The sequence below is a fragment of the Pseudoalteromonas shioyasakiensis genome, assembly GCF_022398475.1.
In the GTDB taxonomy this organism is placed as follows: domain Bacteria; phylum Pseudomonadota; class Gammaproteobacteria; order Enterobacterales; family Alteromonadaceae; genus Pseudoalteromonas.
This window is the reverse complement of sequence record NZ_JAKEVM010000003.1, coordinates 37,170-60,004: the sequence shown is the minus strand read 5'-3', so window position 1 is coordinate 60,004 and position 22,835 is coordinate 37,170. Positions and strand designations below refer to the sequence as shown.

Genomic DNA, 22,835 nt, shown 5'->3' with positions numbered 1-22,835 from the left:
TATTTGAAAATCGCAAATTTAAATTAACCCCATCATATTGCTACAAAACTAACATTGAACCACACCGAAAGATGCCATAAGGTATTAGCTTTAATTAGCAGGCTAAGGAAACACAATGAGTATTTGGCACCAACCAATCACGTTAGAGCTTTGCAAAGAGCTTGAACAAGGGATTACCGGTCAAGGCACTTTAATGAAAACTATGGGCATTGAGGTAACTGAAATTGGCGATGATTATTTAATGGCAACCATGCCTGCTATTCCTGAGCATCATAACCCTATGGGCATGGTCCATGGCGGAGCAAACGTTGTATTAGCAGAGACAGTGGCAAGCTATACAGCCAATTTCGTGGTTGATTTCAATAAGTTTTATGCTGTTGGCCAAGAAATTAATGCCAACCACATGAAAGCGTCACGCAAAGGAACGTTAACAGCAACTGCTAGACCGCTGCATTTAGGTAAGCGAACTTCTGTTTGGGATATTAAAATTACCAATGCCGCAGGAGAGCTTTGCTGCGTATCAAGAATGACCGCAGCTGTTGTAGAGCGATAAATTCAGGCTATTTTTCGACAGGATAAATAGTAATTTCAATCCCTGCGCCAATTGCAGAGATACGTAACAAGGTATCGGCATGCAGGGGTTGGTTAAAGCATTTAGGCGAATTACCTGATTCAAAGCCTATATCAAATGTACGCTTTGAGCACGATAACCACTGTTTTAATGCATTGCGCGAGCAAGACTCAATAAGCTCGCAAAGCTGGTTAATTGCTTTATCAGGAGAGCTGATATCTGCGGTTGCTTCAATACGTGCTAGTTGGCGGTATTCATCTTGGTCATAATGTAAAACCATGGCGTTTTTCTTCAAATCAGCAACAAGCGCACTAATATCGTGCTTTGATTCAAGCTCCAGATCTACATTTAAAAATTGAATTTCCGACATACTCTCGTTTTTACCCTCTATTTATATCGACTGAAACTTTAACTCAGTTTTGTATATATACCAAATCTAGAATACAGTTAATGCGACATTATGCCGCATTGGCAATCTAGCTAAACAACCTAAAATAGCGCCCACATAACAATAATAACGGGGTAATAATGAATAAACGCCTGTTTAAGTATGCTCGTAAAGGGCATAAATGGCTTGGCTACTTACTTGCTTTGCAGATCTTTTTTTGGCTTTTAGGTGGGCTTGTGATGAGCTCATTACCACTTGAAAAAGTGCATGGTAAGCATCTGGCTAATCGCAGTTTAAGTAGTCCATTTTTATTGTCGGACTACCCCGCTTCAATTGATAAAATAACAGCGCAATTCGAGCAAATCGAGAGTATTAAATATAGCCATTTTTTAAATACCCCGATTATAGAAGTTACATCCTCTAGCGGTACGTTTATTTTTGATGGCAGAACAGGTGCTAAAATGCCTGCACCGAGTAAAGCGCAAATCATTGAAAATGCGCAAGCTCACCTGCTTATTGACGCAAAAATAACGCAAGCGCAGTTATTAACAAAAGGGCCTAGAGAAGTCGGTCACAAAGCCAATGTTTGGCAAATTAGCTTCGATGATTGGTTAACAACAACCTTATATTTAGATAGCCAAACCGGTAAAGTTATAACTGTGCGCAGCACCCTGTGGCGCATTTTCGACTTTTTCTGGATGCTACACATTATGGATTATGATGAGCGTGAGAACTTTAACAATCCACTACTCATCAGCTTCTCAGCCACCAGCGTACTATTTTGTATTACAGGAGTTCTCTTGTTACTACAAAACGTTCGAATTAAACGTAAAAAGCCAGCTACACGTGTTGGTCAATCAAAATAGGATTGCCATCTGGGTCGGTGATAATAAAACTCGCGTCACCGGCCTTTTGTATTTCTAATCCTTGTTGCTGAAATTGTGCAGCTAATTGCTCAAAGGTTGCAAATTCATCCAAAGCTTCAGCATTTTGATCCCACCCAGGATTAAAGGTCAGCATGGTTTTATCAAACATACCTTGAAACAAACCAATTAAATGTTCACCGTTTTTCATTATTAGCCAATGCTGTTCTATCTCCCCAGCAAACTCTTTGAAACCTAGCTTTTCATAAAACTGCTTTGAAGCACGAATATCTTTTACATTTAGACTTACAGAAAAAGCACCTAATAACATGGTTGTAATTCCTTTAATAAAAACGGCCTAACAACTATAGCTGAGTTGAAAAACTTTTCCTTTTTAGAATAGTCGCTCTAGAATAGCTGTTCCTGTAGTTCACTGATGTGATGGATATGCGTTTATTTCTATACTTAGCCCTTTGTTTTATTTTCACTTTTCCTATATCCGCTAAAGAGTTTTCGAGCTTTTACAGTGCCAAAAAGCATTTAATTAAGAATCTACCAAGCAATAGTAAAAGCTTATATTGTGGTTGCGATATCAAGCGCCAAGGTAAAAAACTTGTGCCAGACCCTGATGCGTGTGGTTATATTCCTAGAAACTCTGTCACCCGTTCAGGAAAAGAGAATGCTCGCGCAAAAAGAATAGAGTGGGAGCACATTGTGCCTGCCTGGGAGTTTGGTCATCAATTACAATGCTGGCAGGATGGCGGTCGCAAAAACTGTAAAAAGGTCAGTGAAAAGTTTCGTCAAATGGAAGCTGACATTAATAACCTTGCACCTGCTATAGGCGAGATCAATGCTGACCGTTCAAACTTTCGCTACGGCATGGTGTCAACATCAAGTGCAAGTTACGGAGCATGCCCTGTAAAAGTCGACTTTAAGCAACGCGTATTTGAGCCACCCATTTATGCAAGAAAGCAAATAGCCGATACCTATTTTTATATGCAAAAAACCTATGGCTTAAAAATATCTGATAAACAACGTAAATTATTTGAATCGTGGCAAAAGCTTGAAATAGCTGAAATTAGCAATCGCAAATCTTTATAACTAGCAGCACATTCGTTTACATTTTAGACACTATAATTTATTGCTTTCAGATTAAGTAATTGTTAGTTTTTAAACAATTTATATAAGAAAGGAAGCACCATGTTTAAAAATAACAAACTCGCTTTAGCTGTCTTCTTAGCGGCTTCAGGCATGTCTTTATCTGGCTGCGGCGGTGGTGGCTCATCGAGCAATACCGATACCACGAATCCACCACCAACAACTTCTGAACCCACTTGGACGGCTGGTGTCTTTGAGCCATCAAGCGAATTTAAAGATCAATGCGCTGTACCACGAACTGGCAATGATCCATATAACGATAATCAACCTTACCCAGATACAGCAGGCTCTGAGTTTACTGAGAAGATGTGGCTTCGTTCATGGAGTGACGAAACCTATCTTTGGTACGATGAAATAGAAGACAATGACCCAGATAACTTCAGCTCTGTCGCCGCTTATTTTGATCAATTAAAAACCTTCGAAAAAACAGACTCTGGTGCTTATAAAGATCAATTCCATTTCAGCAGGCCGACAGATGAGTATTTTCAAGAGGCTCAATCTGGGGTCGTTTCTGGCTATGGAATTAACTGGGCATTTATCAGTAATGTTCCGCCACGAGAGTTACGTGTAGCCTATTTAGAGAGTGACTCACCAGCTGCAAATGCAGGCTTACAACGCGGTGATACTATTTTAATGGTCGACGACGTCAGCATTGATACTAATACTCAACAAGGCGTAGATATTCTAAATGAAGCGCTATTTGGGCCGACAGCTGGCGACTCGCACAATTTTGTTGTACGCAGTAATGATGGCACCGAAAAATCGTTTACTCTAGTCGCAGGTAATATAACCCAAACACCTGTACAAAATGTCGATACTATTACCACAGGAGATGGCACTAAAGTTGGCTACATGCAGTTTAACAGCCATATAAGTATTGCTCAGCCTGAGCTGATAAGTGCTGTGAATAAGTTCAAAACCGACAATATCGACGAGCTTGTGATCGACCTTAGATACAATGGCGGTGGTTTATTAGCGCTTTCTTCACAACTTGCCTATATGATTGCAGGTCCAGCCAATACGAGTGACTATTTTTACTATCAAGTCATTGAAAATGACAAGCAGCCCGAGAGCGACCCATACCCGTTTATTGATATTGAAGTCGATTATTCTACTTTCGAGGGAACAGGTAACATTCTCCCTGACTTAAATTTATCGAAAGTCTATGTACTCAGCACTGATAATACGTGTTCAGCATCAGAAGCACTTATCAATGGCTTAAAAGGCATAGATACTGAAGTTGTTTTAATAGGTGGTAAAACCTGCGGTAAACCATATGGTTTTACCCCAACGCATAACTGTGCAACCACTTACTACACCATTCAGCTAACGGGTGTGAATTACAAAGGCTTTGGCGAATACTCTGACGGCTTAGTACCAACTCCTTCACCGCAATTCGATGCAGATGTAAAAGGCTGTGAACTCGATGACGACTTTAACCACCAGTTAGGTGATAGTGATGAAACACTTCTGAGTGCAGCGCTTTATCATATTGAGAATGATAGTTGCCCAGTGTTAACGCAAAGTGTCACAGCTAAGCAAGCGACAACCTCATCTTATGCTGCTGATGAAGCTGGTATTGCGCTAAAAGCCAATACTACACTTTACAAAAATAATATGGATTTAACCCGTCCGCTACCAGCTAAGGAAGGTGATAATGAATAAAGCACTGTTATTAACCTGCACCTTACTGGCAAGCATAGCTGGCTGTAAAAGTACTCAAGCGGAGCAACCGCAAGATGCCACGCTTGTTCGGGTAAACCCGGGAGTGATTACTGATATACAGCAGGCTATTCAATCAGCTAAAGGCGGTGCACTGGTCACCTTAGCCGATGATGTGTTTACTAAAAGCGCAGAGTTGCTGATTGACCACGGCACCAACAAAGGGCCTGATGGCCTGCCAATTATGGGTGCCCATTCAATTCCCTCTGAGAAGTTTGTGTTGCAAAAGGCGGGCGAGCAATGCCTGCTTTACTACCCCAAAAAAGAGCTCCGTATTCCACTTCCTAATGTAGAGTGCGAAGTTAACTAACAAAAAGGCGCAGCTTCAGCTGCGCCTTTTACATCATAGGCTTTGATGAGGGCCAAACACCTCATAATGAATGCGTTCACTTGCAACCCCAATACCTAGTAGTTGCTCTTTTATCATTGCCATAAATGCGATTGGGCCACACAGGTAAAAGTCACCTTTGCTTATTGGTAAGCTGTCAGCGATGTGGTTTACATCCATTAAGCCCGCAAAATCGCCCCTCTTGCCATCTTTAAACCAGGTAACACAATGTAATGAAGCGTGCGCTTGCTGTTGCTTAAATAAATACTCTTTAAAGGCAAACTGCGTCTCACTGTCGCAAGCATGCAGGTAATGAATTGGCTGATTAGGTTGATTACTTAATAGTGTTTCGAGCATCGCCATCATAGGGGTTTGACCAACTCCCGCTGAGATCAATACAACAGGCGAGTCAATTTCGCGAAGCACAAAGTCGCCTGCAGGTGGGTAAATTTCTACCTCATCCCCCTCAGTTAAGCTGTGAAGGTAGTTAGATACCAAGCCTTCTTTTTTCACACTAATACGGTAATTACGACCATTACTTTGCTGCGATAAAGAGTATTGCCTCACTTGCGTTAAATCACTGTTTGCAGGCGTTACTTTAATCCCTAAATATTGGCCCGGTAAATACGCAACTACAGGCTTTGTATCGGCAGGCGTTAAGGTGAAACTACAAATTTGCGATGACTCCATACGTTTTTCTGTAATAGTGAAAGTACGAGTACCAAACCAACCTCCCGGTGCCTTTTTGGTTTTTTGATATAGCGACATCTCCTCATTAATACATACATCAGCTAATAATGAATAGGCTTCACGCCATGCATACTCGACCTCAGGAGTAAATTGTTCTGGCAATAACTCTTTTAAAGTCGCAATCAAATGTCCACCAACAATAGGATAATGCTCTGGCAAAATATGGTAACTGGTGTGTTTATGATTAATGCGCGCAAGCGCACCTTTTAACACTGCCAAGTTATCAATATTTGCCGCATAGGCAGCTAAGGCATTAAACAGCGCAAATTGCTGAGAGCCCGATTGCTGATGTGTCATATTAAAAATATTTTTAAGCTCAGGGTTGTAGCTAAACATACGATCATAAAAATACTCAGTCACTTGAGGGCCTGCTTGTGCAAGCAACGGCAAAGTACTTTTAACAATCTGGATCGTTTTTTCAGATAACATAGTTTTTCCTATTGGAGAGATTAACCGCGGCGACCATCAACACGACGATTCACTAAGATGGGCGCACAATGAAATAAAAATAAGCTAAAGCCAGCAACCCACAGCAACGCACTTAACTGCCATGCAAGGTGATGACCTAAATAAACAGGAAGTAACGAACGTACAATGGCAGCTATCACAATGAGTACAAATGCCAAACTAATGTACGCAGGGGCTTGTAATGCGCGCCCAGTGTGACCATGAGAGACACGTACCATCATGGCGATGATCATCACACCTATGGTGCCAACAGTGATCAGATGAAGCGCATCTTTGAATAAGATAATAGGGCTGAAATAGCTCAGCGCGACGAGTATTAAACCAACCGATAAAGCCCAATAAGCCACATGTAATGACCATAGCAAAGGCACTTTTAGAATGCCTTTATGCCACCACAAAACACACCGGGCTGAATGTAAACAAGCAAGCCAAGCAAAAACCCAACCAGTGCTCATTGCGCTAAAAAATAGCTGACTCATAAAAAACCACGCAATGGCGAAAAATGAGCTAAATACGACTAAATTATCGAGCTCGGGGGTTCTAACTTGTTCACTTAGGTTAAGGCCGCGTGCGGTAAAAAATGGCACAACTCGCCCAGCCACAACACCAACTAGCAGTGTCATGATAAGTACAGCGGTATCAACAACCCCCAGTGCCAGCGACATTTTATTGAGTACAACTAAGCTCAAAAAAATCACATTGAGCGCACAGAGCAAAGATGCGATGACAACAAATAAGTAGTTATGGCTGCTTTTTGCCTGTATCAGCATGTCAGCTAGAATAATAATTCCAGCTAGCCACCAAACGAGTTGTAGCGCACTAACAATATAAAGGTTTAGCTGCTCGAACCCTGCAATCTCAATAAAAAAACTAAGCCTTGCAGCAAGCCAAACCATGCTCAGCAAACAAAGCTTAATACCACTTACACTCGCCACACCTGTCCATGTTTGTGCGGCGGTTAGCAAAAAGCCCATGGCAACCACGCCTGCAAAGCCAAACAGCATTTCGTGAGCATGCCAAAGCGTTGCGGGCATTGTTAGATGCCACTGTGCATAACCCGCCAAGATTAAAAACCAGTAACTCATTGCAAACACAGCTAAGGCACCTGCCGCCAAGAAAAAAGGCCGAAATGCTAATGCCCATAACGGCCACTGGCTGAGTTGATAAAATTTGATCTTAGTTGGCATAGGTTCAGTTAAATTAATGACTTTCATTAGTGCTCTCAGCGTTTAATTTCCCTAGCTATTGCACAGTTCGAGCCAAAAACAAAAGTCATTAAATATCAATGTATTAAATTTGGACGCTTGATAAATAAGTCAAAATGACACACCATTAAAAACATCAATAAAACATATTCAGGTCAAATTGACATGACGTTCAAAAAATCCCTTCTTGATGTTGCACTTGCACTTACCAAAGCAAGCAGTGTTGATCATAATTTCAGTTATCTGTTGAGTTGCATTAATGATTGGCTTGAATGTGATGCAGTTGCCTTATTATTGAAACAAGGCGATGTGTTAAAGCCCGTAGCCCTTCATGGGTTGTCGGACGATACGTTAGGAAGACGCTTTAAAATAGCGGAGCATCCGCGCTTATTTGAAATATGCCGTGGCAGTGAACCGCTAAAATTTGCCAAAGATTGTGGCCTACCCGACCCCTACGATGGTTTATTACAAAGCCAGCATGGAGACTTTCCTGTTCATGCCTGCATGGGTGTGCCGCTGCTGAGCAGCAAAGACAATAACGAACTATTGGGTGTTTTGACCTTTGATAGTTTAGATGAACATGCCTTTGACGCTTTAGCAATGAACGAGCTCAATCAACTAAAACAGCTAGCCGCAGGTTATGTTGAGCATGCCTTAACCTTGCAGCATTTTATGCAGCACGCACAGCACAACCATCAAGTTGCGCAGCAGCTTAACCTTGAGGCACTAACACGAGAAGGTGTCGAAATTATTGGTAATAGCCAAGTAATGCAGACCCTTAAAAATGATATCCAGCTCGTAGCTGCCTCAGAATTTAGTGTATTAATACAAGGTGATACAGGCGTAGGTAAAGAACTCGTTGCGCGCAATATCCATTTAAACTCAAAACGCCGTGACATGCCGTTGATCCACTTAAACTGCGCATCGTTACCAGAGAACTTAGCCGAAAGTGAGTTTTTTGGTCACAGTAAAGGCGCATTTACTGGCGCACATACTGCTCGCCAGGGTAAGTTTCAACTCGCCGATGGTGGTACCCTGTTTTTAGATGAAATCGGCGAGCTTCCGCTTGCTATGCAAAGTAAGTTATTACGCGTATTACAAAGTGGTGAAGTACAAACCGTCGGGGAAGATCAAAGCCGTTATGTTGATGTCAGAGTGATTGCAGCAACCAACCGCGATTTAAAACAAGAAGTCGCTGCGGGGCGCTTTCGTGCAGACCTTTATCACCGCTTAAGCGTTTACCCATTGTATGTTGCACCACTAAAAGAGCGCGATAACGATGTTATTTTATTGGCAGGCTTTTTTATTGAGCAAACATCTAAAAAATTGGCAATTAAACAACTTAAGCTTAGTAGCGATACACAGTTACTACTGCGTCAATATGATTGGCCAGGCAATGTGAGAGAGCTTGAACATGTGATCAGTCGCGCAGCACTCAAAGCCAAACAACAGCAATGGCAACAAAGCATTGTCACAATCGAGCCTGAGCATTGTGATATTGCTAAAACCGCCGTTGCCGCACCAAGCCCTGTTGCAGTTAACGAACAAAAAGCCACTCGCTTATCGCTGAAAGAGGCAACTGACGCTTTTAGTTATCAATTGATTATGCAACAGCTTGAACTACATAACCTAAACTGGGCTGCCACAGCACGTAGCTTAAGTGTTGATAGAGCCAACCTTGTGCGTCTAGCCAAACGGCTAGGCATTAGCGTTAAAAAGTCTGTTTAAGCTTTTAAATCTTTAAAATAGGCTTTTAAAAGCTGACTAAATGCTTGGACTTTGGCTGTGCGATGCACCAAGTGATGCGTTACCAGCCAAAGATCCGTTGGCCAGTTTAGCTCTTTAGGAAGCACTGGCAGCAGATCAGGGTATTGGCTTGCCACTTCATGCTGTAAACCACCAATTCCTAAGCCTCTAACAATCGCCCGTGTAGCTTCTGATGTTTCAGACACCCGTAACTTAATTTGCGAAGGTTCAATATGTTGATCAACCCATGCAAAATAAGGCACTTTACCGTTATACCCAGCCACCCCAGAAACAAAACTATGTTGTTGCAACTGCTCAATATTCTTTGGCATGCCATACTTTTCAATATAACTTTTAGAGGCATAAAACCCTGACGAAAGTTCAGCTAAATGCTGGGCAATATAGTCGCCTTCATCAGGCCGAGGACCCGCTCGCACAGCAATGTGCGCCTGACCGTGATCAAGGCGTAAACGGTTTTGATCAAGAATAACTTCGAGTTGCACTTGCGGGTGCAGACTTTGAAACTGCTCACAGACATCACTAAGCACATCAATAAAACCACTAACCGTAGTTAATAATAAACTGCCTCGCAGTTGGCTATCAGCGGCAATAATATCGTTGTGAAGTTTTTCAAGTTCAGCGTTAATCGATTTTGCAGTCGCAAACAACTTAGCGCCGATTTCTGTCACTGTATAGCCACGGGCATGGCGGTGGAATAACCGCGCATCAAGGTTATCTTCTAAATTATTGATTCTTCTAAGCACTGTGCTGTGGTGAACACCTAACGATTCGGCAGCAGCGGTTAACGTGCCGAGCCTTGCCACCTCATAAGCGACTTTTACATCTTGCCAATCATCAAATTGAATCGCCATAACGGCTCCTTGTGTGCATATACGCACATAAGTTTTGCGTTTATTTGGCTTTTCTGCAAGCTGTTTTTTGCTACAGTGAGTATATCAACAGCGAGCATATCAATAGTGAAGCTTAAAAAAGGAAGCCATCATGACAGCACCAAAAATTATTGCCCTAGCAGGCAGCCTACGTAAAGACAGCTTTAATCAAAAACTGATTAATGAAGCTGCACGCTTCGCCCTCGAAAGTGGTGCTGAAGTAGAAGTGATTAAATTAAGTGATTTAGACTTACCATTATTTGATGAAGATATTGAAGCACAAGGTACGCCTGCTGGCGCACAATTATTAAAAGATAAGCTTCGCGCTGCTGATGGCATTTTATTAGCAAGCCCAGAATATAATGGCTCAATTACAGCGCCACTTAAAAACGCAATCGATTGGGCTTCTCGTACAGAGCAAGGCGCAGTGCCTGCATTTCGTAATAAAGTGACTGCACTTTATGCATCTTCACCGGGTGGTTTAGGTGGTTTACGTGGTTTAAATCACGTGCGTGATATTTTATCAGGTATTGGTAGTTTAGTACTTGCAGATCAACTCGCAGTACCTGCTATCCACACTAAATTAGATGAGCAAGGCCGCATCAGCGATGCTGATACAGCCGAGCAAGTTGCCAGCCTTGCCCAGCAACTTGTGAGCGTAGCGAGCAAATTAAATAAGTAATATAAGGGCGTGTTGACCTTTTATGATTAATTTTTCAGCAGTGTGTTTGGTATTTAGGCAAGGCAGAGCCTATGTAGTGTGGTTGTTCCACATAAATAGGCGATAACGCAGTATCAATGCCAAACACGCGCTGCCCTTCGGGTTCTTCCTAGGGACGATTAACTCTTTGTTGCTCGATTTTTACTTAGCCCACTAGGTTACAAATCTCGCGCCGCGATAAAATCGCCCCTAGAGTGAACAAATTTTAATCCACAAAGGTCAACACGCCCTAGCTTAGCTTTGTCGCTGCTAGCTTAGCAGCGATAAAGTCTTCATGAGTTACATACAGCAAGCTTGCGACGCGGCGAATAACCATTTCTTCATGCTTATCTAAATTGCCATCTGCATAGGCTAAACGCCACAACAGCTCGATGATTTCAATACGCTGCTCGGCACTGCACTGGGCATTAACTTGTTTTGAGAACTGAAAATAATCTATTGCATCATCTAAGCTTTGCGATGCACTTGCAACTAACTCTTGAACCTCTTCCTCGTTAAGCGAGAAATACTTCTTTAAGGTCTCATTCAGGGTCTGTTGCTCATCATCTTGTAACTCATTATCTGCACGCATAACCTCAATTAATAACGCAGCAACGGCGGTTTTTAGGTCATGCTCAGCAATGTTAGATTGGGTATCATTCAGCGCTGAAAACAGCTGTTTTATTTTATTGAGCATCACATTTTCCCTTTTTGGGTGTTAGACTACATGTAAGACGTAACGTTACCTTAGTTTGACTATGGATGCTAACTCAGGTTCAACATCTCAATGAAACAAGGTATTAATCACATGGAGTTAAGTGTTTATGAGTGAAGTGAGAAGTACACAAGCACTATTAATCAGCGCCGTTTTAATGTTAGCGGGGTGCAGTAATGCGCAGGCAGCAAAAGGCGAAACCGAAAAGCTCTATGACTTCGACGAAAAAGTCCATTACTACCAAACTAAATTGGCCGACGGCCGCTATCACCTCGAAATTCAGTCTGACGACTATAAGCACTTTCGCAATCAAAGCGTATTCTTACTGCGCCATGCAAGTCGCTTATGTAGAGACAAACCATTTATGCTAAGAGTGACTGATGGGGTGCAGGAGTATGAACGTTTTCCAACTAAACCACGCGCCTATCAGCCACCTTTAACGGTTGTTTTACAGTGTGAAGACGAAGCTAAATAGCACTAGTCTTCATATCCCCACGGCGCGCTTGGCGGCGTGATAGGTTTAGTTAAGTCAAAATCAACACGAAATTCACGCCCTTCACGCACTAAGCGATAGGTAAATTGCTTAGGGTAAATATACATTTGCCACGTGTTACCCATTGATTGGGGAATACCTTGGCTCACAAACAACTCTTTTGAATACTGATCAGCCGGGAACGACTGCGCGTTAGCAAAACCCGCATCAAGAGTATGCCCACCATACATGGTTGATTTATCATCGCTGCCATCTTTATGACGATGGTCATGCTTTAAACTCAAACCACTGCCCGTTTTTGTGATGATCCAAGTACGAGATGCATCATCACCTACATGAAATGGCACTTGTAACTCACGCTCGTTACAACGACGTACATGCATTACTAACTTTTTGCCCGCAAATGAGCTTGGACCAGCAGCGTTATCAACGCTCACTTTACCTTCGTAAGCTTTACCGCAATGGGCAGCAATATTATCAAAAAAGCCATCATGGCTTGGAATTGACACTAATGGTGCAGGTCGTGCAGCCGCTACTGATGACGCTGCCACGAGCATCGATGCTACTAAGTATTTCATGGTGTGTTCCCTAAATAAAATTTCAGCCTAGGCTAATGGTTTAAAGGCCATAAAGAAAACAATTACGATAAGCTGCTAGACAGCGAGTGGTCATCCTGTTTTTGCAACTAATTTGTTGTCATTTTCAGCGCGATCTTTCATTAGCTTGAGAAGTGCTCGGTGAAAATCCTGAAAGATCACTTCCCCCCAGACTCGTGAATAAATGCCAAAGTTAGTGTTATCAAGTACCGTCGTTTTAAGGCTTAACAGCGTTTGATTATTACCACTTGTAACTAACTCATAACCGCCATGCAGCGGCGAAAAATATTCACCACCTAATTTCACATGCTGATCAAGTGCATGATCAGGAATTAACTCAGGGTCAATCTCAAAGTTATAAAGCATTTTCTCATTCGGCAGCCACTCGGTTATCACTTCTTTAAATACAACATTTTTCTGCCACTGGCTGGTTCTAATTGCACCTACCCCATCACCACTCATATCAGCTCGAATTGGCCTAGGAATACCAATTAATTGCGAAAATGAACTTGGATATTCGCCCTCATGAATTTGGCTAACATTAGCTAATTGTTGCCACACAACATCAACAGGCGCATTGATAACAATCGCATTTTTAACTTCGTAAGTTTTCGATAAGTGTAAAAAGTTGAGCTCTAAAGGAGAAAGGATCAACGGCAACAAAGCTACCGACATCACCGCTTTGTTGCTTTTCTTTTCCCAAAGGCGATGACATAGCCCTGCTAACATACCGCCAATACTAGCAAAAAACATAAATGCAGGGAGGGCCATTGCAACGCAGATACTTCCTTCTAAAAGAGTTACTACGCTGACAAATAAGAACACAAAAATAGGCTGCCAAGCGACTACCGCCATTCTTCCATATGTCATCGGCGACAGTTGATTATATTCAAAATGTACCCGTATAAACCCAATAGCCACAGGCACTAAAAACATAAACGAAATAGTAACGAGGCTACCGAAATTAAACGTTTCGCTAACTTCAAGAAAGATGCGCACGCTGATGCCATAAAGCACACCCATCAAGATGCCGATAGATTTAGGAGAAAGAGGCCACATAGTTATTTGTTGTTTTCGTTATTTTACCAACCAAATTAGCAACTTTCTTTTTTAGAAACAAATAAAAACGCGGCCTTGGCCGCGTTTAGGTTCACATGGAAAAACAGGTTATTGCCAAGGGCGCTCTGCTGCTAGTTGCTGCTCAAAAGCATCAATTTGGCTGTTAAGTGTTTCAGTCACACCGATAAAATCTAAGCCACTTAATAAACGCTCTTTAATATCATGGCGAATATCAAAGTGAATAGTGTCAAACTTATCGCTACGAAGTTGTTGGTTTTCTAAATCAACTTCGATATGAATATCATCATGCTGCTCACTCAGCACAAATAATTGCTCAAGTGTTTCTGCAGGTAATGCGATAGCAAGCATTTGGTTATTGCCGCAGTTATTAAAGAAAATATCGGCAAAGCTTTCCGCTAAGATAACTTCAAAACCATATTGCTTTAATGCCCATGGCGCGTGCTCACGCGATGAACCACAACCAAAATTGTCGCGAGTTAAAAGAATTTGCGCACCTTGGTAACAAGGGCGGTTCAAAATAAACTCAGGGTTTGGCTCGCCGTTATCTAAATAACGCCAATCGTAAAAAAGCGCCGCATCAAAACCATCACGGCTTGTCGACGTTAAAAACTGCTTTGGAATAATTTGGTCAGTATCAACATTGTTTTTATCTAACGGGGCCATTAAGCCACTAAAAAATACGCTCATTAGGCTTCTCCTCTGATATCAACAAAACGACCATGAATTGCCGCTGCCGCTGCCATTGCTGGGCTCACTAAGTGAGTGCGACCACCGCGACCTTGGCGACCTTCAAAGTTGCGATTTGAGGTCGACGCACAGCGTTTACCGGCTTCTAATCTATCGTCATTCATTGCTAAGCACATTGAACAACCTGGCTCACGCCATTCAAAGCCAGCTGCTTTGAAGATATCTGCAAGGCCTTCGTCTTCAGCTTGTTTTTTTACAAGGCCAGAACCAGGAACAATCAGCGCTTCAACACCCGCTGCAACCTGCTTACCTTCAACAATTTGCGCGGCAGCACGTAAATCTTCAATTCGGCTATTTGTACATGAGCCAATAAACACCGTATCAACAGTCGCAGAAGACAATTTATCACCGGCTTTTAAACCCATATACTTTAGTGCGCTGCGGATTGCATCAGCCTTGATTAGATCTGGCTCTTGCTCAGGATCAGGAATGAATTCATCTACGCCAATCACTTGCTCAGGGCTGGTACCCCAAGTAATTTGCGGTTGAATATCAGCGGCCTCTAATTCAACAACATGATCAAACTCTGCGCCTTCATCTGTTTTTAGTGTTTGCCAATAGGCAACGGCACTATCAAAGTCAGCACCTTGTGGTGCAAATGGGCGACCTTTTAAATAATCATAAGTTGTTTGATCTGGTGCTATTAACCCCGCTTTTGCACCCATTTCAATACTCATATTACAAAGCGTCATGCGCGCTTCCATAGACAGCGCTTCGATTCCTTCGCCACAAAATTCAGCAACATAGCCAGTACCACCCGCAGTGCCTAATTTACCAATCACCGCCATGATTAAATCTTTGGCAGTAACAGTTGGGCGAAGGCGACCATTTATTTGAATTTTTAATGACTTGGCTTTTTTCTGCTGCAGTGTTTGAGTGGCTAGAACATGCTCAACTTCTGAAGTACCGATACCGTGCGCTAGTGCTCCAAATGCACCGTGGGTAGAGGTATGGCTGTCACCACACACTATGGTTGTGCCCGGTAAGGTAATACCTTGCTCAGGCCCCATTACATGCACAATACCTTGATTAATCGAATTTAAATCATAAAGTTGAATACCAAACTCTTTACAGTTTGCATCCAGTGCCATTAATTGATTTTTCGACACTTCACTCGCAGCATCTAATGAACGGCTTTTTGTTGAAACGTTATGGTCCATGGTCGCAAAGGTTTTTTCTGGGCAACGTACTTTGCGGTTTTTCTCACGTAAACCAGCAAAGGCTTGCGGCGATGTAACTTCATGAACTAGGTGACGGTCGATATAAAGTAAATCAGTTTGATCATTTATGCTGGCGACTACATGAGCTTGCCAAATTTTATCGTATAAGGTTTGGGCCACTTGCTATTCCCTCATTTTAGTTACGCTGAGTGACGAGCTCAGCGCAAACAATTTTTAATTAAATACGTGCCACAATTGCCGCAGCAACATCACTGGTGGTATACCCTGCATTTGGGTAGATATCTGGCGTACCAACACCGGCTTCAACCGCTTCTGCCACCGCTTTTTCAATCGTACGAGCCGCTTCATCTTGCCCTAGTGAGTAACGCAACATAAGCGCAGCACTTAAAATTTGCGCGATTGGGTTTGCAACCCCTTTGCCAGCGATATCTGGTGCTGAGCCACCAGCTGGCTCATACAAACCAAAGCCAGACTGATTTAAACTCGCTGATGGTAATAAGCCCATAGAGCCTGTGATCATCGCGCACTCATCAGACAAAATGTCACCAAATAAGTTATCGCAAAGTAATACATCAAACTGACTTGGCTGCTTAACTAACTGCATTGCCGCGTTATCAACATAAATGTAGTCAAGGCTTACCTCTGGGTAATCTTTGCTCACTTCAGAGACCACTTCACGCCAAAGTACGCTGGTCGCTAACACATTCGCTTTATCAACCGAGGTAACATGATTACTACGCAGCTTTGCGGCTTCAAATGCAAAGCGTGCGATGCGCTCAATTTCTTTACGAGAATATGTTTGGGTATCGAAAGCGGCTTCTTGCTCCCCCTCGCCACTGCGACCTTTTTCACCGAAATAAATACCGCCTGTTAGCTCGCGAACACATAAGATATCAAAGCCTTGTGCACTGATATCTGCACGAAGCGGTGACGCAGCGCTTAGTGCTGGTAATAATTGTGCTGGGCGTAAATTACAGAACAAACCAAAATGCTTACGCAGCGGCAACAGTGAAGCTCGCTCTGGTTGCTCATTCGGTGGTAAGTTTTCCCACTTAGGGCCACCTACCGAGCCAAATAAAATCGCATCGGCATTTTCACAAGCACTCAATGTACTTTGCGGCAGTGCCTGACCAAACTCATCAATGGCAGCACCACCAATCGCATGGTGATGACGAGTCAAAGTAAAACCAAATTTTTCGCTTACAGCATCCAAGACGGTTTCTGCTGCTGCCATAACTTCTGGACCAATCCCGTCGCCTGCTAATACTGCGATACTGTAATTCGATTGACTCATCCTGCTTTCCTCTGTTGTTTTAAATCAGACACTTTTTGTGCACGATAAATTAAGTTATAAACGCGGATCATGGCGCGTACCGACGCTTCAACCACATCCGCTGCAATGCCCGCACCGTGATAAGGGCGACCATCATATTTAGCGATAATATTCACTTGCCCTAGTGAGCTGGCACCTTGGCCTGTTGCTTCTAGGTTATATTCAATCATTTCGACCGACATACCCGTTAAGCGCTCAATTGCTAAGAATGATGCTTCGACAGGGCCATTACCTGTTGCTGCCTCTTGCTTAGACTCACCATCAATTGTCATGCCGATTGTTGAGCTCGCCACCGATTGTGAGTTAGACGTAGAGTTCACAAACTCAAGCTGGTACTTTTCGTCTTTATCTTTGATTTGATTAAAGTAAATCATCGCTTCTAAGTCATAGTCATACACAGTGCCTTTTTGGTCTGCTAATGCTAAGAAGCTACTGTATAAGCTATCCATATCGTAATCAGATTTTTGATAGCCTAACTCTTCTAAACGATGCTCAATAACATGACGACCTGAACGCGAAGTCATGTTTAATTGGTTATTTGGTACACCAACACTTTCTGGCGACATAATTTCGTAAGTGTTTTGTGCTTTTAATACGCCGTCTTGGTGGATCCCTGAGCTGTGTGCAAAGGCGTTTTCACCAACAATTGCTTTGTTTGGTTGCACTGGCATATTACAAATCTTCGCTATTTGGCGCGAAGCACGGTAAATCTCTTCACTGCGAATATCGGTATGCACTTTTAAGTGGTCTTCACGCATCTTCATGATCATCGCGACTTCTTCAAGCGAGCAGTTACCTGCACGCTCACCAATACCATTTATTGTACATTCGATTTGGCGAGCACCGGCTTGTACTGCAGCGATTGAGTTAGCAACCGCTAAACCTAAATCGTTATGGCAATGCACGCTTAAACGCGCCTTGTCGATATTTGGCACATTGTTCATTAAGTGGTGGATCATCGCAGCGTATTCGTCTGGCGTTACATAGCCTACGGTGTCAGGTAAGTTGATAGTTGATGCACCCGCATCAATAGCACTTTCAACGATACGGCATAAATCCCAATGCGGTGTACGACCTGCATCTTCACACGAAAACTCAACGTCATCCGTGTAGTTACGCGCAAGTTTAATCGACTTAACAGCCATTGCCGTTGCATCGTCTAAGCTCATACGTAATTTGTGCTCAAGGTGTAATGGACTGGTTGCAATAAATGTATGAATACGGCCCTGCTCTGCTGGGCGAAGTGCTTCACCACATGCTTCAATATCTTTTGCTACAGCACGTGCTAAGCCACAAATAATCGGCCCTTTCACTTCAGTCGCAATGCGCTGTACAGAGCGAAAATCTGCCGGACTAGATACCGGAAAACCCACTTCCATTACATCCACATTTAAGCGGCTAATGGTATGCGCAAGTTGAATTTTGTCGTCTTCGGTTAGGCTTGCTTTTAATGCTTGCTCACCATCACGTAACGTTGTGTCAAAAATCCAAACCTTATCTTTCATAAACTGTCCTCGTTCCCAATGACCCATTAGCGAGATAAAAAAAACCCCGCGGTTGCGGGGTTTTTTAATGTTCTACAAATGCAAATACACTAAGCCCCGCTCACTGATTTAAGCAGTAAGAGGTTTAGTTTTAATGTAATTGAATGTGTAATTTGCATCTTAATTTACTAAATGTGTGTTCAGTGGCTGTATTTTTAACATTCAAAAAACTTGCTTGCAAGCATAATTTTTCCACAAAAGCGATTTTTAAATCGCCTTAATGAAATTAAAAATCCACAAAAGCACACTTTAAAGGTTAATTAAACCCAATTAAATGCGTTGAACGTTTAAAGTTTCGGAAGGTAAAGCTTCTATTGCTTAGATTAACTTTTAAATGTGATAGTTATCACATACACATAAAGTAACAGCACGAGGAAAAAATCTAATTGTTTAGTGAGGTGTTCTAAAAACATCATTGATTCTCACGCCATTGCGCTTGCCCAGAGCCAAGTTCATGTAATACACGGCCAATTCTATTCCTTTCAGAGCGCGCATTAGTTAGCCATACTTTTATTTCACCAGTTTCTCCCATACCAATTATCAAGTAGGGGGTTATATTTGTTTCTATTTCTCCTGTGCTTACCCATGTATATCTAGGTAAATTTTTAGCTAATTTATACCCTGCCTTATCTATGGCCACTTCACCGTAGTAAATTCTATTTTCTGATTTATCGAGCCATTCAACCGCCACTTTTTCGGGGAACTTTTGGTCGTACAAACTGACTGTACCGCCAGCCTCAGCATAACAACACTCAACTGCCCCTGATGGTATGCCCCATGTATCATCAAATACCACTGAGCGCCCCCAAATAGCATTTCCACTCTCAGTGCCTACGCCTGCTACCATATAATCTATTTTTCCCGTTGACGAACAACCGGCCAAAAACAAAGCACATGCAATTGAGATGAGTGGTTTTATAAACTTGTCCATAGTCACTAAATGCATTTTTAATTATTCTCGCGCCATTGCGCTTGCCCTGAGCCTAGTTCATGTAATACTCGCCCTGTGACCCCTGCTGAAGGTGTATTTGATATCCACACTTTTATTTCACCAGTTTCTCCCATACCAATAATTAAATAAGGCTTTATTTCTTTAAATACCTCTCCTGTTGATAGAGTGAAGGTAGGGAGTGATTTGGCTAATTTATACCCCGCCTTATCTATGGTCACTTCACCGTAATAAATTCTATTTTCTGATTTATCGAGCCATTCAACTTCAACTTTTTCCGGGAATTTTTGCTCATAAACTCCGACCATTGCACCTGCCGTAGCTCGGCAACACGACATTGCACCTGCAGGTACACTCCAACGCCCATCAAATTCTATTAATGTCGCAAAAATATCATTACCTTCATCAGTTGAGCCAGATACGACCATGTAATCTATTTTTCCTGTTGACGAGCAACCGGCTATGAGCAAAGCACATGCAAGTGAGAAGAGTGGTTTTATAAACTTGTCCATAGTCGGTTTTTATTTATTCTCACGCCATTGCGCTTGCCCAGAGCCAAGTTCATGTAATACACGCTCAGTTCTATTTCTTCCCGAGGGCGCATTGGATAGCCAAACGTTGATTTCACCTGTCTCGCTCATTCCTATTATTAAATAAGGTATGATTTCTTTTGCTTTGCGCCCAGTGCTCACAACGGTGTATCTAGGTAAGGTTTTAGCTAATTTATACCCAGCCTTATCTATGGCCACTTCACCGTAATAAATTCTATTTTCTGATTTATCGAGCCATTCAACCGCCACTTTTTCGGGGAATTTTTGGTCGTATACACCAACTGTCGCTCTTGTTTCTCCATAACAGCAACCAATAGCCCCTGATGGTATGCCCCATGCATCATCAAATATCACCGAGCGCCCCCAAATAGCATTCCCATTCTCAGTGCCTACGCCTGCTACCATGTAATCTATTTTTCCTGTTGACGAGCAACCGGCTATGAGCAAAGCACATGCAAGTGAGATGAGTGGTTTTATAAACTTGTCCATAGTCGGTATCCATTTATTAGTTGTGATTGCCATTGTGTGCTTGTTTCAGCTTGGCTTGGCTGGTTATAAAAAAGCTCGCGCTGTTGGTTTTTAGTGGTAAATTCTGCTTCTTCTTCAGGGCCGTGAGCTATCGCATCAATCGTTGCTGCGTATTTAACACTATGGTGAATGTAGTCTTTGTATAAAGCATGCCAGGCATCACTTTGCGGCCCAAAACTGCGCGCTGTATCTACAAGCGATTTAAGCTCGCTTGGTAAAACATAAGGAAAAGCCTGACCATCAGCTTGTTTACGGTTGGCAAGCTCTGCTAGGTTTTGCAACGGCACCCCTTGATTTACAGCCGTTTCGTGCATTAGCGCTAAACTGTAATGCGGCAGAATATTACTTAATTTACGACGCCAATACGGCCTATAGCTGGTGTAAATTGTATTTTCTGATTTATTCCAAATCCGCTTTGGTTGCCGATTTATTCTTGGCCGGCTTGCTTTAAATTGAATATTAATTGTTGGCCAATAATATTTTTGTTCAAGTGTCTGTTTAAGCTGTACGAGCTCTTTGTCGTGCTCTAGCTCACCGGCTTGGCCCACAATATACTGCCGAGGGTAAAGAATACTCGTTTCGACGGGGCCATAACCGCCACCAATATCTGAGTGCACACCTGGGAGCTCAATTTCTTTGTGGTTTTCTGATAGCTGCATGTTACTACTGAGTAATGAGCTAAGAGGGAATTTATCGCGCTTTTCATCAAACGCAGCTAAGTGCATTACATACCCGGCACTACTGCTCGCTAAATTTAAGTTAATGGGGTAGTCAAGTTCGTCATCGGCGTAAAACTCGCTGTGGTTATTATCGCCATCGCCGCCAATAGATGCAACACTATCAAATAAGCCTACAAAACGAATAACAGGCTTAATGCTGCCCCAATAATTTGGCTTGTCTTGATATATTGCATTGACCTGATTAATAAACGCTCGAGCTTGGGCTGCACCTCGACTAAAACCAAACACATCTATGAAGACCACTCGTACTTTTTGAAAACTCTCAAAAAATACGTTCATAGCAGATATAGTTTTTTTTATACGCTCGTCAAAACTAAACGCCAAGCCCATATCTAGTGTTGAATCACTTTTATTCGCTTTGGTACCAATTCCTTCTACGTAATGGCGTGCTTGAAAGTCTTCAGCGGGATATAACTCAAACAACTTAACAACATTCGTAGGCTCCTTGCTGTCTGTTGAGTCTTGTATGTCGTTAAAACGGTTATTACCTGTGCCATCAAAAAACACCCCAAAGCAAGGCGGTTCGGCAAGTAAGGTGAGTTCTACATGGCCTTTAGGTAAAATTTTATGCTTAAATAGTTGCGGGCCGCCCTTACTGCCAATATTAAATGACTTTACCGTGTTTGAATTAAAATAGTCTGCAAATTGCTGCTCATTTACAAGAGTAAACTCGGCCTTACCAGCAACAATTGCTTTGAGAGTGTAAGGTGTATCTTGCGACAGGTTATTAAAACGGTAGTGCTGCGCTGCTTGTTTTTCAACTACGACCTTGTTGCCTTGTGAAAGTAGCTGTATTTCTACATCAACATCGCCCAGTACTTTTACAATAATATGCTTTGTTGTTGCACCCGCACCGGTATTAATAACAAGTGTATTAACAAGGTTTACTGCCATTGGCATTGCTTGGCTCATTACTTATGCTCCGTATACGTCAACAAGACGACGTTTAGTAATAGGCCCTGCTATGCCATCAACTTGCAACTGCTGTGCAAGCTGAAAAGCTTTAACACCTGTTTGTGTTTTTGATCCATTAATTCCATCAACCTTCCCACAATCAAATCCAAGTAAATTGCAACGCCCTTGCACTCCTGACAAGGTTTCAATAGGGTCTAAGTGCCCAACTTGAATAGCAAAACTCTTTGTTGGTGTGGTGTCTTCGTCATTGAGATATAAATCTACTTGCCCCGTAAGCGTTTTATTTTCGGTGAGCTCTACTTCAATTAAACCATCTTCTGCTATGACGGTATCAATTGTTTGCCCTGCGATATTCAATACAATGCGCTTTCCAGTAATTTGCTCGCCATTTTCGTAAGCTAGTTTTAAACGAAAGAATTCTTTTTCATCACGCACCATAAAAGAGTTTTTACTATCTGTTTTCAGTGGCATGAATTTTTCAACTTTTGCTGGAATAGTAATTACGTCGCCGGGGTAAATTTGGTTAGGATCAGGCCTTAAAGAACGAAACTCAGCATTAAGCGGATGCAAGTAAAGACCATTAGAGGTTCTAAACCCATATTGACGAGCAATGCGTAGCAAGGTTTCGCCTTGCGACACAGTATGTTGTAAGGTCATAAATTATATCCCTATAA

The 22,835-nt window shown here is 42.4% G+C and carries 25 protein-coding genes; 8 read left to right on the top strand and 17 right to left on the bottom strand.

Annotation, left to right across the window (positions count from 1 at the left end):
* The first annotated feature begins 115 nt into the window (after window positions 1-115).
* Window positions 116-553, top strand: a complete 438-nt coding sequence (locus tag L1D51_RS01590; RefSeq protein ID WP_239962316.1) for a PaaI family thioesterase — start codon at window positions 116-118, stop codon at window positions 551-553.
* A 7-nt stretch (window positions 554-560) separates the two neighbouring features.
* On the opposite strand, the gene L1D51_RS01585 is transcribed toward L1D51_RS01590, so the two are convergent.
* Window positions 561-941 (bottom strand): hypothetical protein, encoded by a 381-nt coding sequence (locus tag L1D51_RS01585; RefSeq protein ID WP_054554459.1) that lies wholly within the window; start codon window positions 939-941, stop codon window positions 561-563.
* Window positions 942-1,099: 158 nt separating this feature from the next.
* Here L1D51_RS01585 and L1D51_RS01580 point away from each other — a divergent pair, with 158 nt between their 5' ends.
* Window positions 1,100-1,825 (top strand): hypothetical protein, encoded by a 726-nt coding sequence (locus L1D51_RS01580; RefSeq protein ID WP_239962310.1) that lies wholly within the window; start codon window positions 1,100-1,102, stop codon window positions 1,823-1,825.
* Here the strand turns inward: L1D51_RS01580 and L1D51_RS01575 are convergent.
* Window positions 1,800-2,153, bottom strand: coding sequence for a VOC family protein (locus L1D51_RS01575; protein WP_054562881.1), 354 nt, complete (start codon window positions 2,151-2,153; stop codon window positions 1,800-1,802). The genes L1D51_RS01580 and L1D51_RS01575 overlap by 26 nt on opposite strands.
* Window positions 2,154-2,269: 116 nt before the next feature.
* Between L1D51_RS01575 and L1D51_RS01570 the strand changes: the two genes are divergently transcribed.
* From L1D51_RS01570 to L1D51_RS01560, 3 genes are all read left to right on the top strand, one after another.
* A complete protein-coding gene (locus L1D51_RS01570) occupies window positions 2,270-2,923 on the top strand; it encodes an endonuclease (protein ID WP_239962308.1) in 654 nt (217 codons plus the stop codon).
* 99 nt (window positions 2,924-3,022) lie between these two features.
* On the top strand, window positions 3,023-4,645 hold the full coding sequence (locus L1D51_RS01565) for a S41 family peptidase (RefSeq protein ID WP_239962299.1): 1,623 nt from the start codon (window positions 3,023-3,025) through the stop codon (window positions 4,643-4,645).
* A complete protein-coding gene (locus tag L1D51_RS01560; RefSeq protein WP_217875273.1) occupies window positions 4,638-5,012 on the top strand; it encodes a hypothetical protein in 375 nt (124 codons plus the stop codon). Before L1D51_RS01565 ends, L1D51_RS01560 begins: the two co-directional genes overlap by 8 nt.
* A 33-nt stretch (window positions 5,013-5,045) precedes the next feature.
* On the opposite strand, the gene hmpA is transcribed toward L1D51_RS01560, so the two are convergent.
* Both hmpA and L1D51_RS01550 read right to left on the bottom strand, forming a co-directional pair.
* Window positions 5,046-6,209: an NO-inducible flavohemoprotein gene (gene hmpA / locus L1D51_RS01555; protein WP_054562885.1), complete on the bottom strand. Its 1,164-nt coding sequence runs from the start codon at window positions 6,207-6,209 to the stop codon at window positions 5,046-5,048.
* Window positions 6,210-6,229: 20 nt separating this feature from the next.
* Entirely contained in the window at window positions 6,230-7,462 is a 1,233-nt protein-coding gene (locus L1D51_RS01550; RefSeq protein ID WP_239962297.1) for an NnrS family protein, read from the bottom strand.
* A gap of 156 nt (window positions 7,463-7,618) precedes the next feature.
* Here L1D51_RS01550 and norR point away from each other — a divergent pair, with 156 nt between their 5' ends.
* Entirely contained in the window at window positions 7,619-9,181 is a 1,563-nt protein-coding gene (gene norR / locus L1D51_RS01545; protein ID WP_054562887.1) for a nitric oxide reductase transcriptional regulator NorR, read from the top strand.
* Here norR and L1D51_RS01540 read toward each other — a convergent pair.
* Complete coding sequence (locus L1D51_RS01540; protein WP_054562888.1) at window positions 9,178-10,071, bottom strand: LysR family transcriptional regulator; 894 nt, start codon at window positions 10,069-10,071, stop codon at window positions 9,178-9,180. The two genes, norR and L1D51_RS01540, sit on opposite strands and share 4 nt — an antisense overlap.
* A 130-nt stretch (window positions 10,072-10,201) precedes the next feature.
* Between L1D51_RS01540 and L1D51_RS01535 the strand changes: the two genes are divergently transcribed.
* The gene (locus L1D51_RS01535) at window positions 10,202-10,771 is read left to right on the top strand and encodes an NADPH-dependent FMN reductase (RefSeq protein ID WP_054562889.1); all 570 of its coding nucleotides are present in this window, start codon (window positions 10,202-10,204) and stop codon (window positions 10,769-10,771) included.
* 268 nt (window positions 10,772-11,039) lie between these two features.
* On the opposite strand, the gene L1D51_RS01530 is transcribed toward L1D51_RS01535, so the two are convergent.
* Window positions 11,040-11,486, bottom strand: coding sequence for a tellurite resistance TerB family protein (locus tag L1D51_RS01530; RefSeq protein ID WP_055198598.1), 447 nt, complete (start codon window positions 11,484-11,486; stop codon window positions 11,040-11,042).
* Window positions 11,487-11,613: 127 nt separating this feature from the next.
* Here L1D51_RS01530 and L1D51_RS01525 point away from each other — a divergent pair, with 127 nt between their 5' ends.
* Window positions 11,614-11,979 carry a hypothetical protein gene (locus L1D51_RS01525; protein WP_055198597.1) on the top strand — a complete coding sequence of 122 codons (366 nt, stop codon included), beginning with the start codon at window positions 11,614-11,616 and terminating at the stop codon, window positions 11,977-11,979.
* Between the two features lie 2 nt (window positions 11,980-11,981).
* On the opposite strand, the gene L1D51_RS01520 is transcribed toward L1D51_RS01525, so the two are convergent.
* The 11 genes from L1D51_RS01520 to L1D51_RS01470 all read right to left on the bottom strand — a co-directional run bounded on the left by L1D51_RS01520 (window position 11,982) and on the right by L1D51_RS01470 (window position 22,818).
* Window positions 11,982-12,575, bottom strand: a complete 594-nt coding sequence (locus L1D51_RS01520; RefSeq protein WP_054562892.1) for a hypothetical protein — start codon at window positions 12,573-12,575, stop codon at window positions 11,982-11,984.
* Window positions 12,576-12,665: 90 nt separating this feature from the next.
* Entirely contained in the window at window positions 12,666-13,652 is a 987-nt protein-coding gene (locus L1D51_RS01515) for an SRPBCC family protein (RefSeq protein ID WP_054562893.1), read from the bottom strand.
* Window positions 13,653-13,760: 108 nt separating this feature from the next.
* Window positions 13,761-14,360 carry a 3-isopropylmalate dehydratase small subunit gene (leuD, locus tag L1D51_RS01510; protein WP_054562894.1) on the bottom strand — a complete coding sequence of 200 codons (600 nt, stop codon included), beginning with the start codon at window positions 14,358-14,360 and terminating at the stop codon, window positions 13,761-13,763.
* Window positions 14,360-15,760 carry a 3-isopropylmalate dehydratase large subunit gene (leuC, locus tag L1D51_RS01505; RefSeq protein WP_054554474.1) on the bottom strand — a complete coding sequence of 467 codons (1,401 nt, stop codon included), beginning with the start codon at window positions 15,758-15,760 and terminating at the stop codon, window positions 14,360-14,362. The genes leuD and leuC overlap by 1 nt, the downstream gene beginning before the upstream one ends.
* A 58-nt stretch (window positions 15,761-15,818) precedes the next feature.
* Entirely contained in the window at window positions 15,819-16,895 is a 1,077-nt protein-coding gene (leuB, locus tag L1D51_RS01500) for a 3-isopropylmalate dehydrogenase (RefSeq protein ID WP_054554475.1), read from the bottom strand.
* On the bottom strand, window positions 16,892-18,439 hold the full coding sequence (gene leuA, locus L1D51_RS01495) for a 2-isopropylmalate synthase (protein WP_054562897.1): 1,548 nt from the start codon (window positions 18,437-18,439) through the stop codon (window positions 16,892-16,894). The genes leuB and leuA overlap by 4 nt, the downstream gene beginning before the upstream one ends.
* Before the next feature lie 451 nt (window positions 18,440-18,890).
* A complete protein-coding gene (locus L1D51_RS01490; RefSeq protein WP_239962295.1) occupies window positions 18,891-19,424 on the bottom strand; it encodes a DUF2931 domain-containing protein in 534 nt (177 codons plus the stop codon).
* A gap of 2 nt (window positions 19,425-19,426) precedes the next feature.
* Window positions 19,427-19,939, bottom strand: a complete 513-nt coding sequence (locus tag L1D51_RS01485) for a DUF2931 domain-containing protein (RefSeq protein WP_239962293.1) — start codon at window positions 19,937-19,939, stop codon at window positions 19,427-19,429.
* 9 nt (window positions 19,940-19,948) lie between these two features.
* Window positions 19,949-20,467: a DUF2931 family protein gene (locus tag L1D51_RS01480; protein WP_239962291.1), complete on the bottom strand. Its 519-nt coding sequence runs from the start codon at window positions 20,465-20,467 to the stop codon at window positions 19,949-19,951.
* The gene (locus L1D51_RS01475; protein ID WP_239962289.1) at window positions 20,452-22,158 is read right to left on the bottom strand and encodes a T6SS phospholipase effector Tle1-like catalytic domain-containing protein; all 1,707 of its coding nucleotides are present in this window, start codon (window positions 22,156-22,158) and stop codon (window positions 20,452-20,454) included. The genes L1D51_RS01480 and L1D51_RS01475 overlap by 16 nt, the downstream gene beginning before the upstream one ends.
* A 3-nt stretch (window positions 22,159-22,161) precedes the next feature.
* Window positions 22,162-22,818: a PGRP and LysM peptidoglycan-binding domain-containing protein gene (locus L1D51_RS01470; RefSeq protein ID WP_239962287.1), complete on the bottom strand. Its 657-nt coding sequence runs from the start codon at window positions 22,816-22,818 to the stop codon at window positions 22,162-22,164.
* Window positions 22,819-22,835: the final 17 nt, after the last annotated feature.

Bases quoted from the DNA above. Each gene is read 5' to 3' on its own strand.
- L1D51_RS01590 (WP_239962316.1), top strand. From the start codon at position 116: ATGAGTATTTGGCACCAACCAATCACGTTAGAGCTTTGCAAAGAGCTT.
- L1D51_RS01585 (WP_054554459.1), bottom strand. From the start codon at position 941: ATGTCGGAAATTCAATTTTTAAATGTAGATCTGGAGCTTGAATCAAAG.
- L1D51_RS01580 (WP_239962310.1), top strand. From the start codon at position 1,100: ATGAATAAACGCCTGTTTAAGTATGCTCGTAAAGGGCATAAATGGCTT.
- L1D51_RS01575 (WP_054562881.1), bottom strand. From the start codon at position 2,153: ATGTTATTAGGTGCTTTTTCTGTAAGTCTAAATGTAAAAGATATTCGT.
- L1D51_RS01570 (WP_239962308.1), top strand. From the start codon at position 2,270: ATGCGTTTATTTCTATACTTAGCCCTTTGTTTTATTTTCACTTTTCCT.
- L1D51_RS01565 (WP_239962299.1), top strand. From the start codon at position 3,023: ATGTTTAAAAATAACAAACTCGCTTTAGCTGTCTTCTTAGCGGCTTCA.
- L1D51_RS01560 (WP_217875273.1), top strand. From the start codon at position 4,638: ATGAATAAAGCACTGTTATTAACCTGCACCTTACTGGCAAGCATAGCT.
- hmpA (WP_054562885.1), bottom strand. From the start codon at position 6,209: ATGTTATCTGAAAAAACGATCCAGATTGTTAAAAGTACTTTGCCGTTG.
- L1D51_RS01550 (WP_239962297.1), bottom strand. From the start codon at position 7,462: ATGAAAGTCATTAATTTAACTGAACCTATGCCAACTAAGATCAAATTT.
- norR (WP_054562887.1), top strand. From the start codon at position 7,619: ATGACGTTCAAAAAATCCCTTCTTGATGTTGCACTTGCACTTACCAAA.
- L1D51_RS01540 (WP_054562888.1), bottom strand. From the start codon at position 10,071: ATGGCGATTCAATTTGATGATTGGCAAGATGTAAAAGTCGCTTATGAG.
- L1D51_RS01535 (WP_054562889.1), top strand. From the start codon at position 10,202: ATGACAGCACCAAAAATTATTGCCCTAGCAGGCAGCCTACGTAAAGAC.
- L1D51_RS01530 (WP_055198598.1), bottom strand. From the start codon at position 11,486: ATGCTCAATAAAATAAAACAGCTGTTTTCAGCGCTGAATGATACCCAA.
- L1D51_RS01525 (WP_055198597.1), top strand. From the start codon at position 11,614: ATGAGTGAAGTGAGAAGTACACAAGCACTATTAATCAGCGCCGTTTTA.
- L1D51_RS01520 (WP_054562892.1), bottom strand. From the start codon at position 12,575: ATGAAATACTTAGTAGCATCGATGCTCGTGGCAGCGTCATCAGTAGCG.
- L1D51_RS01515 (WP_054562893.1), bottom strand. From the start codon at position 13,652: ATGTGGCCTCTTTCTCCTAAATCTATCGGCATCTTGATGGGTGTGCTT.
- leuD (WP_054562894.1), bottom strand. From the start codon at position 14,360: ATGAGCGTATTTTTTAGTGGCTTAATGGCCCCGTTAGATAAAAACAAT.
- leuB (WP_054554475.1), bottom strand. From the start codon at position 16,895: ATGAGTCAATCGAATTACAGTATCGCAGTATTAGCAGGCGACGGGATT.
- leuA (WP_054562897.1), bottom strand. From the start codon at position 18,439: ATGAAAGATAAGGTTTGGATTTTTGACACAACGTTACGTGATGGTGAG.
- L1D51_RS01490 (WP_239962295.1), bottom strand. From the start codon at position 19,424: ATGCATTTAGTGACTATGGACAAGTTTATAAAACCACTCATCTCAATT.
- L1D51_RS01485 (WP_239962293.1), bottom strand. From the start codon at position 19,939: ATGGACAAGTTTATAAAACCACTCTTCTCACTTGCATGTGCTTTGCTC.
- L1D51_RS01480 (WP_239962291.1), bottom strand. From the start codon at position 20,467: ATGGACAAGTTTATAAAACCACTCATCTCACTTGCATGTGCTTTGCTC.
- L1D51_RS01475 (WP_239962289.1), bottom strand. From the start codon at position 22,158: ATGAGCCAAGCAATGCCAATGGCAGTAAACCTTGTTAATACACTTGTT.
- L1D51_RS01470 (WP_239962287.1), bottom strand. From the start codon at position 22,818: ATGACCTTACAACATACTGTGTCGCAAGGCGAAACCTTGCTACGCATT.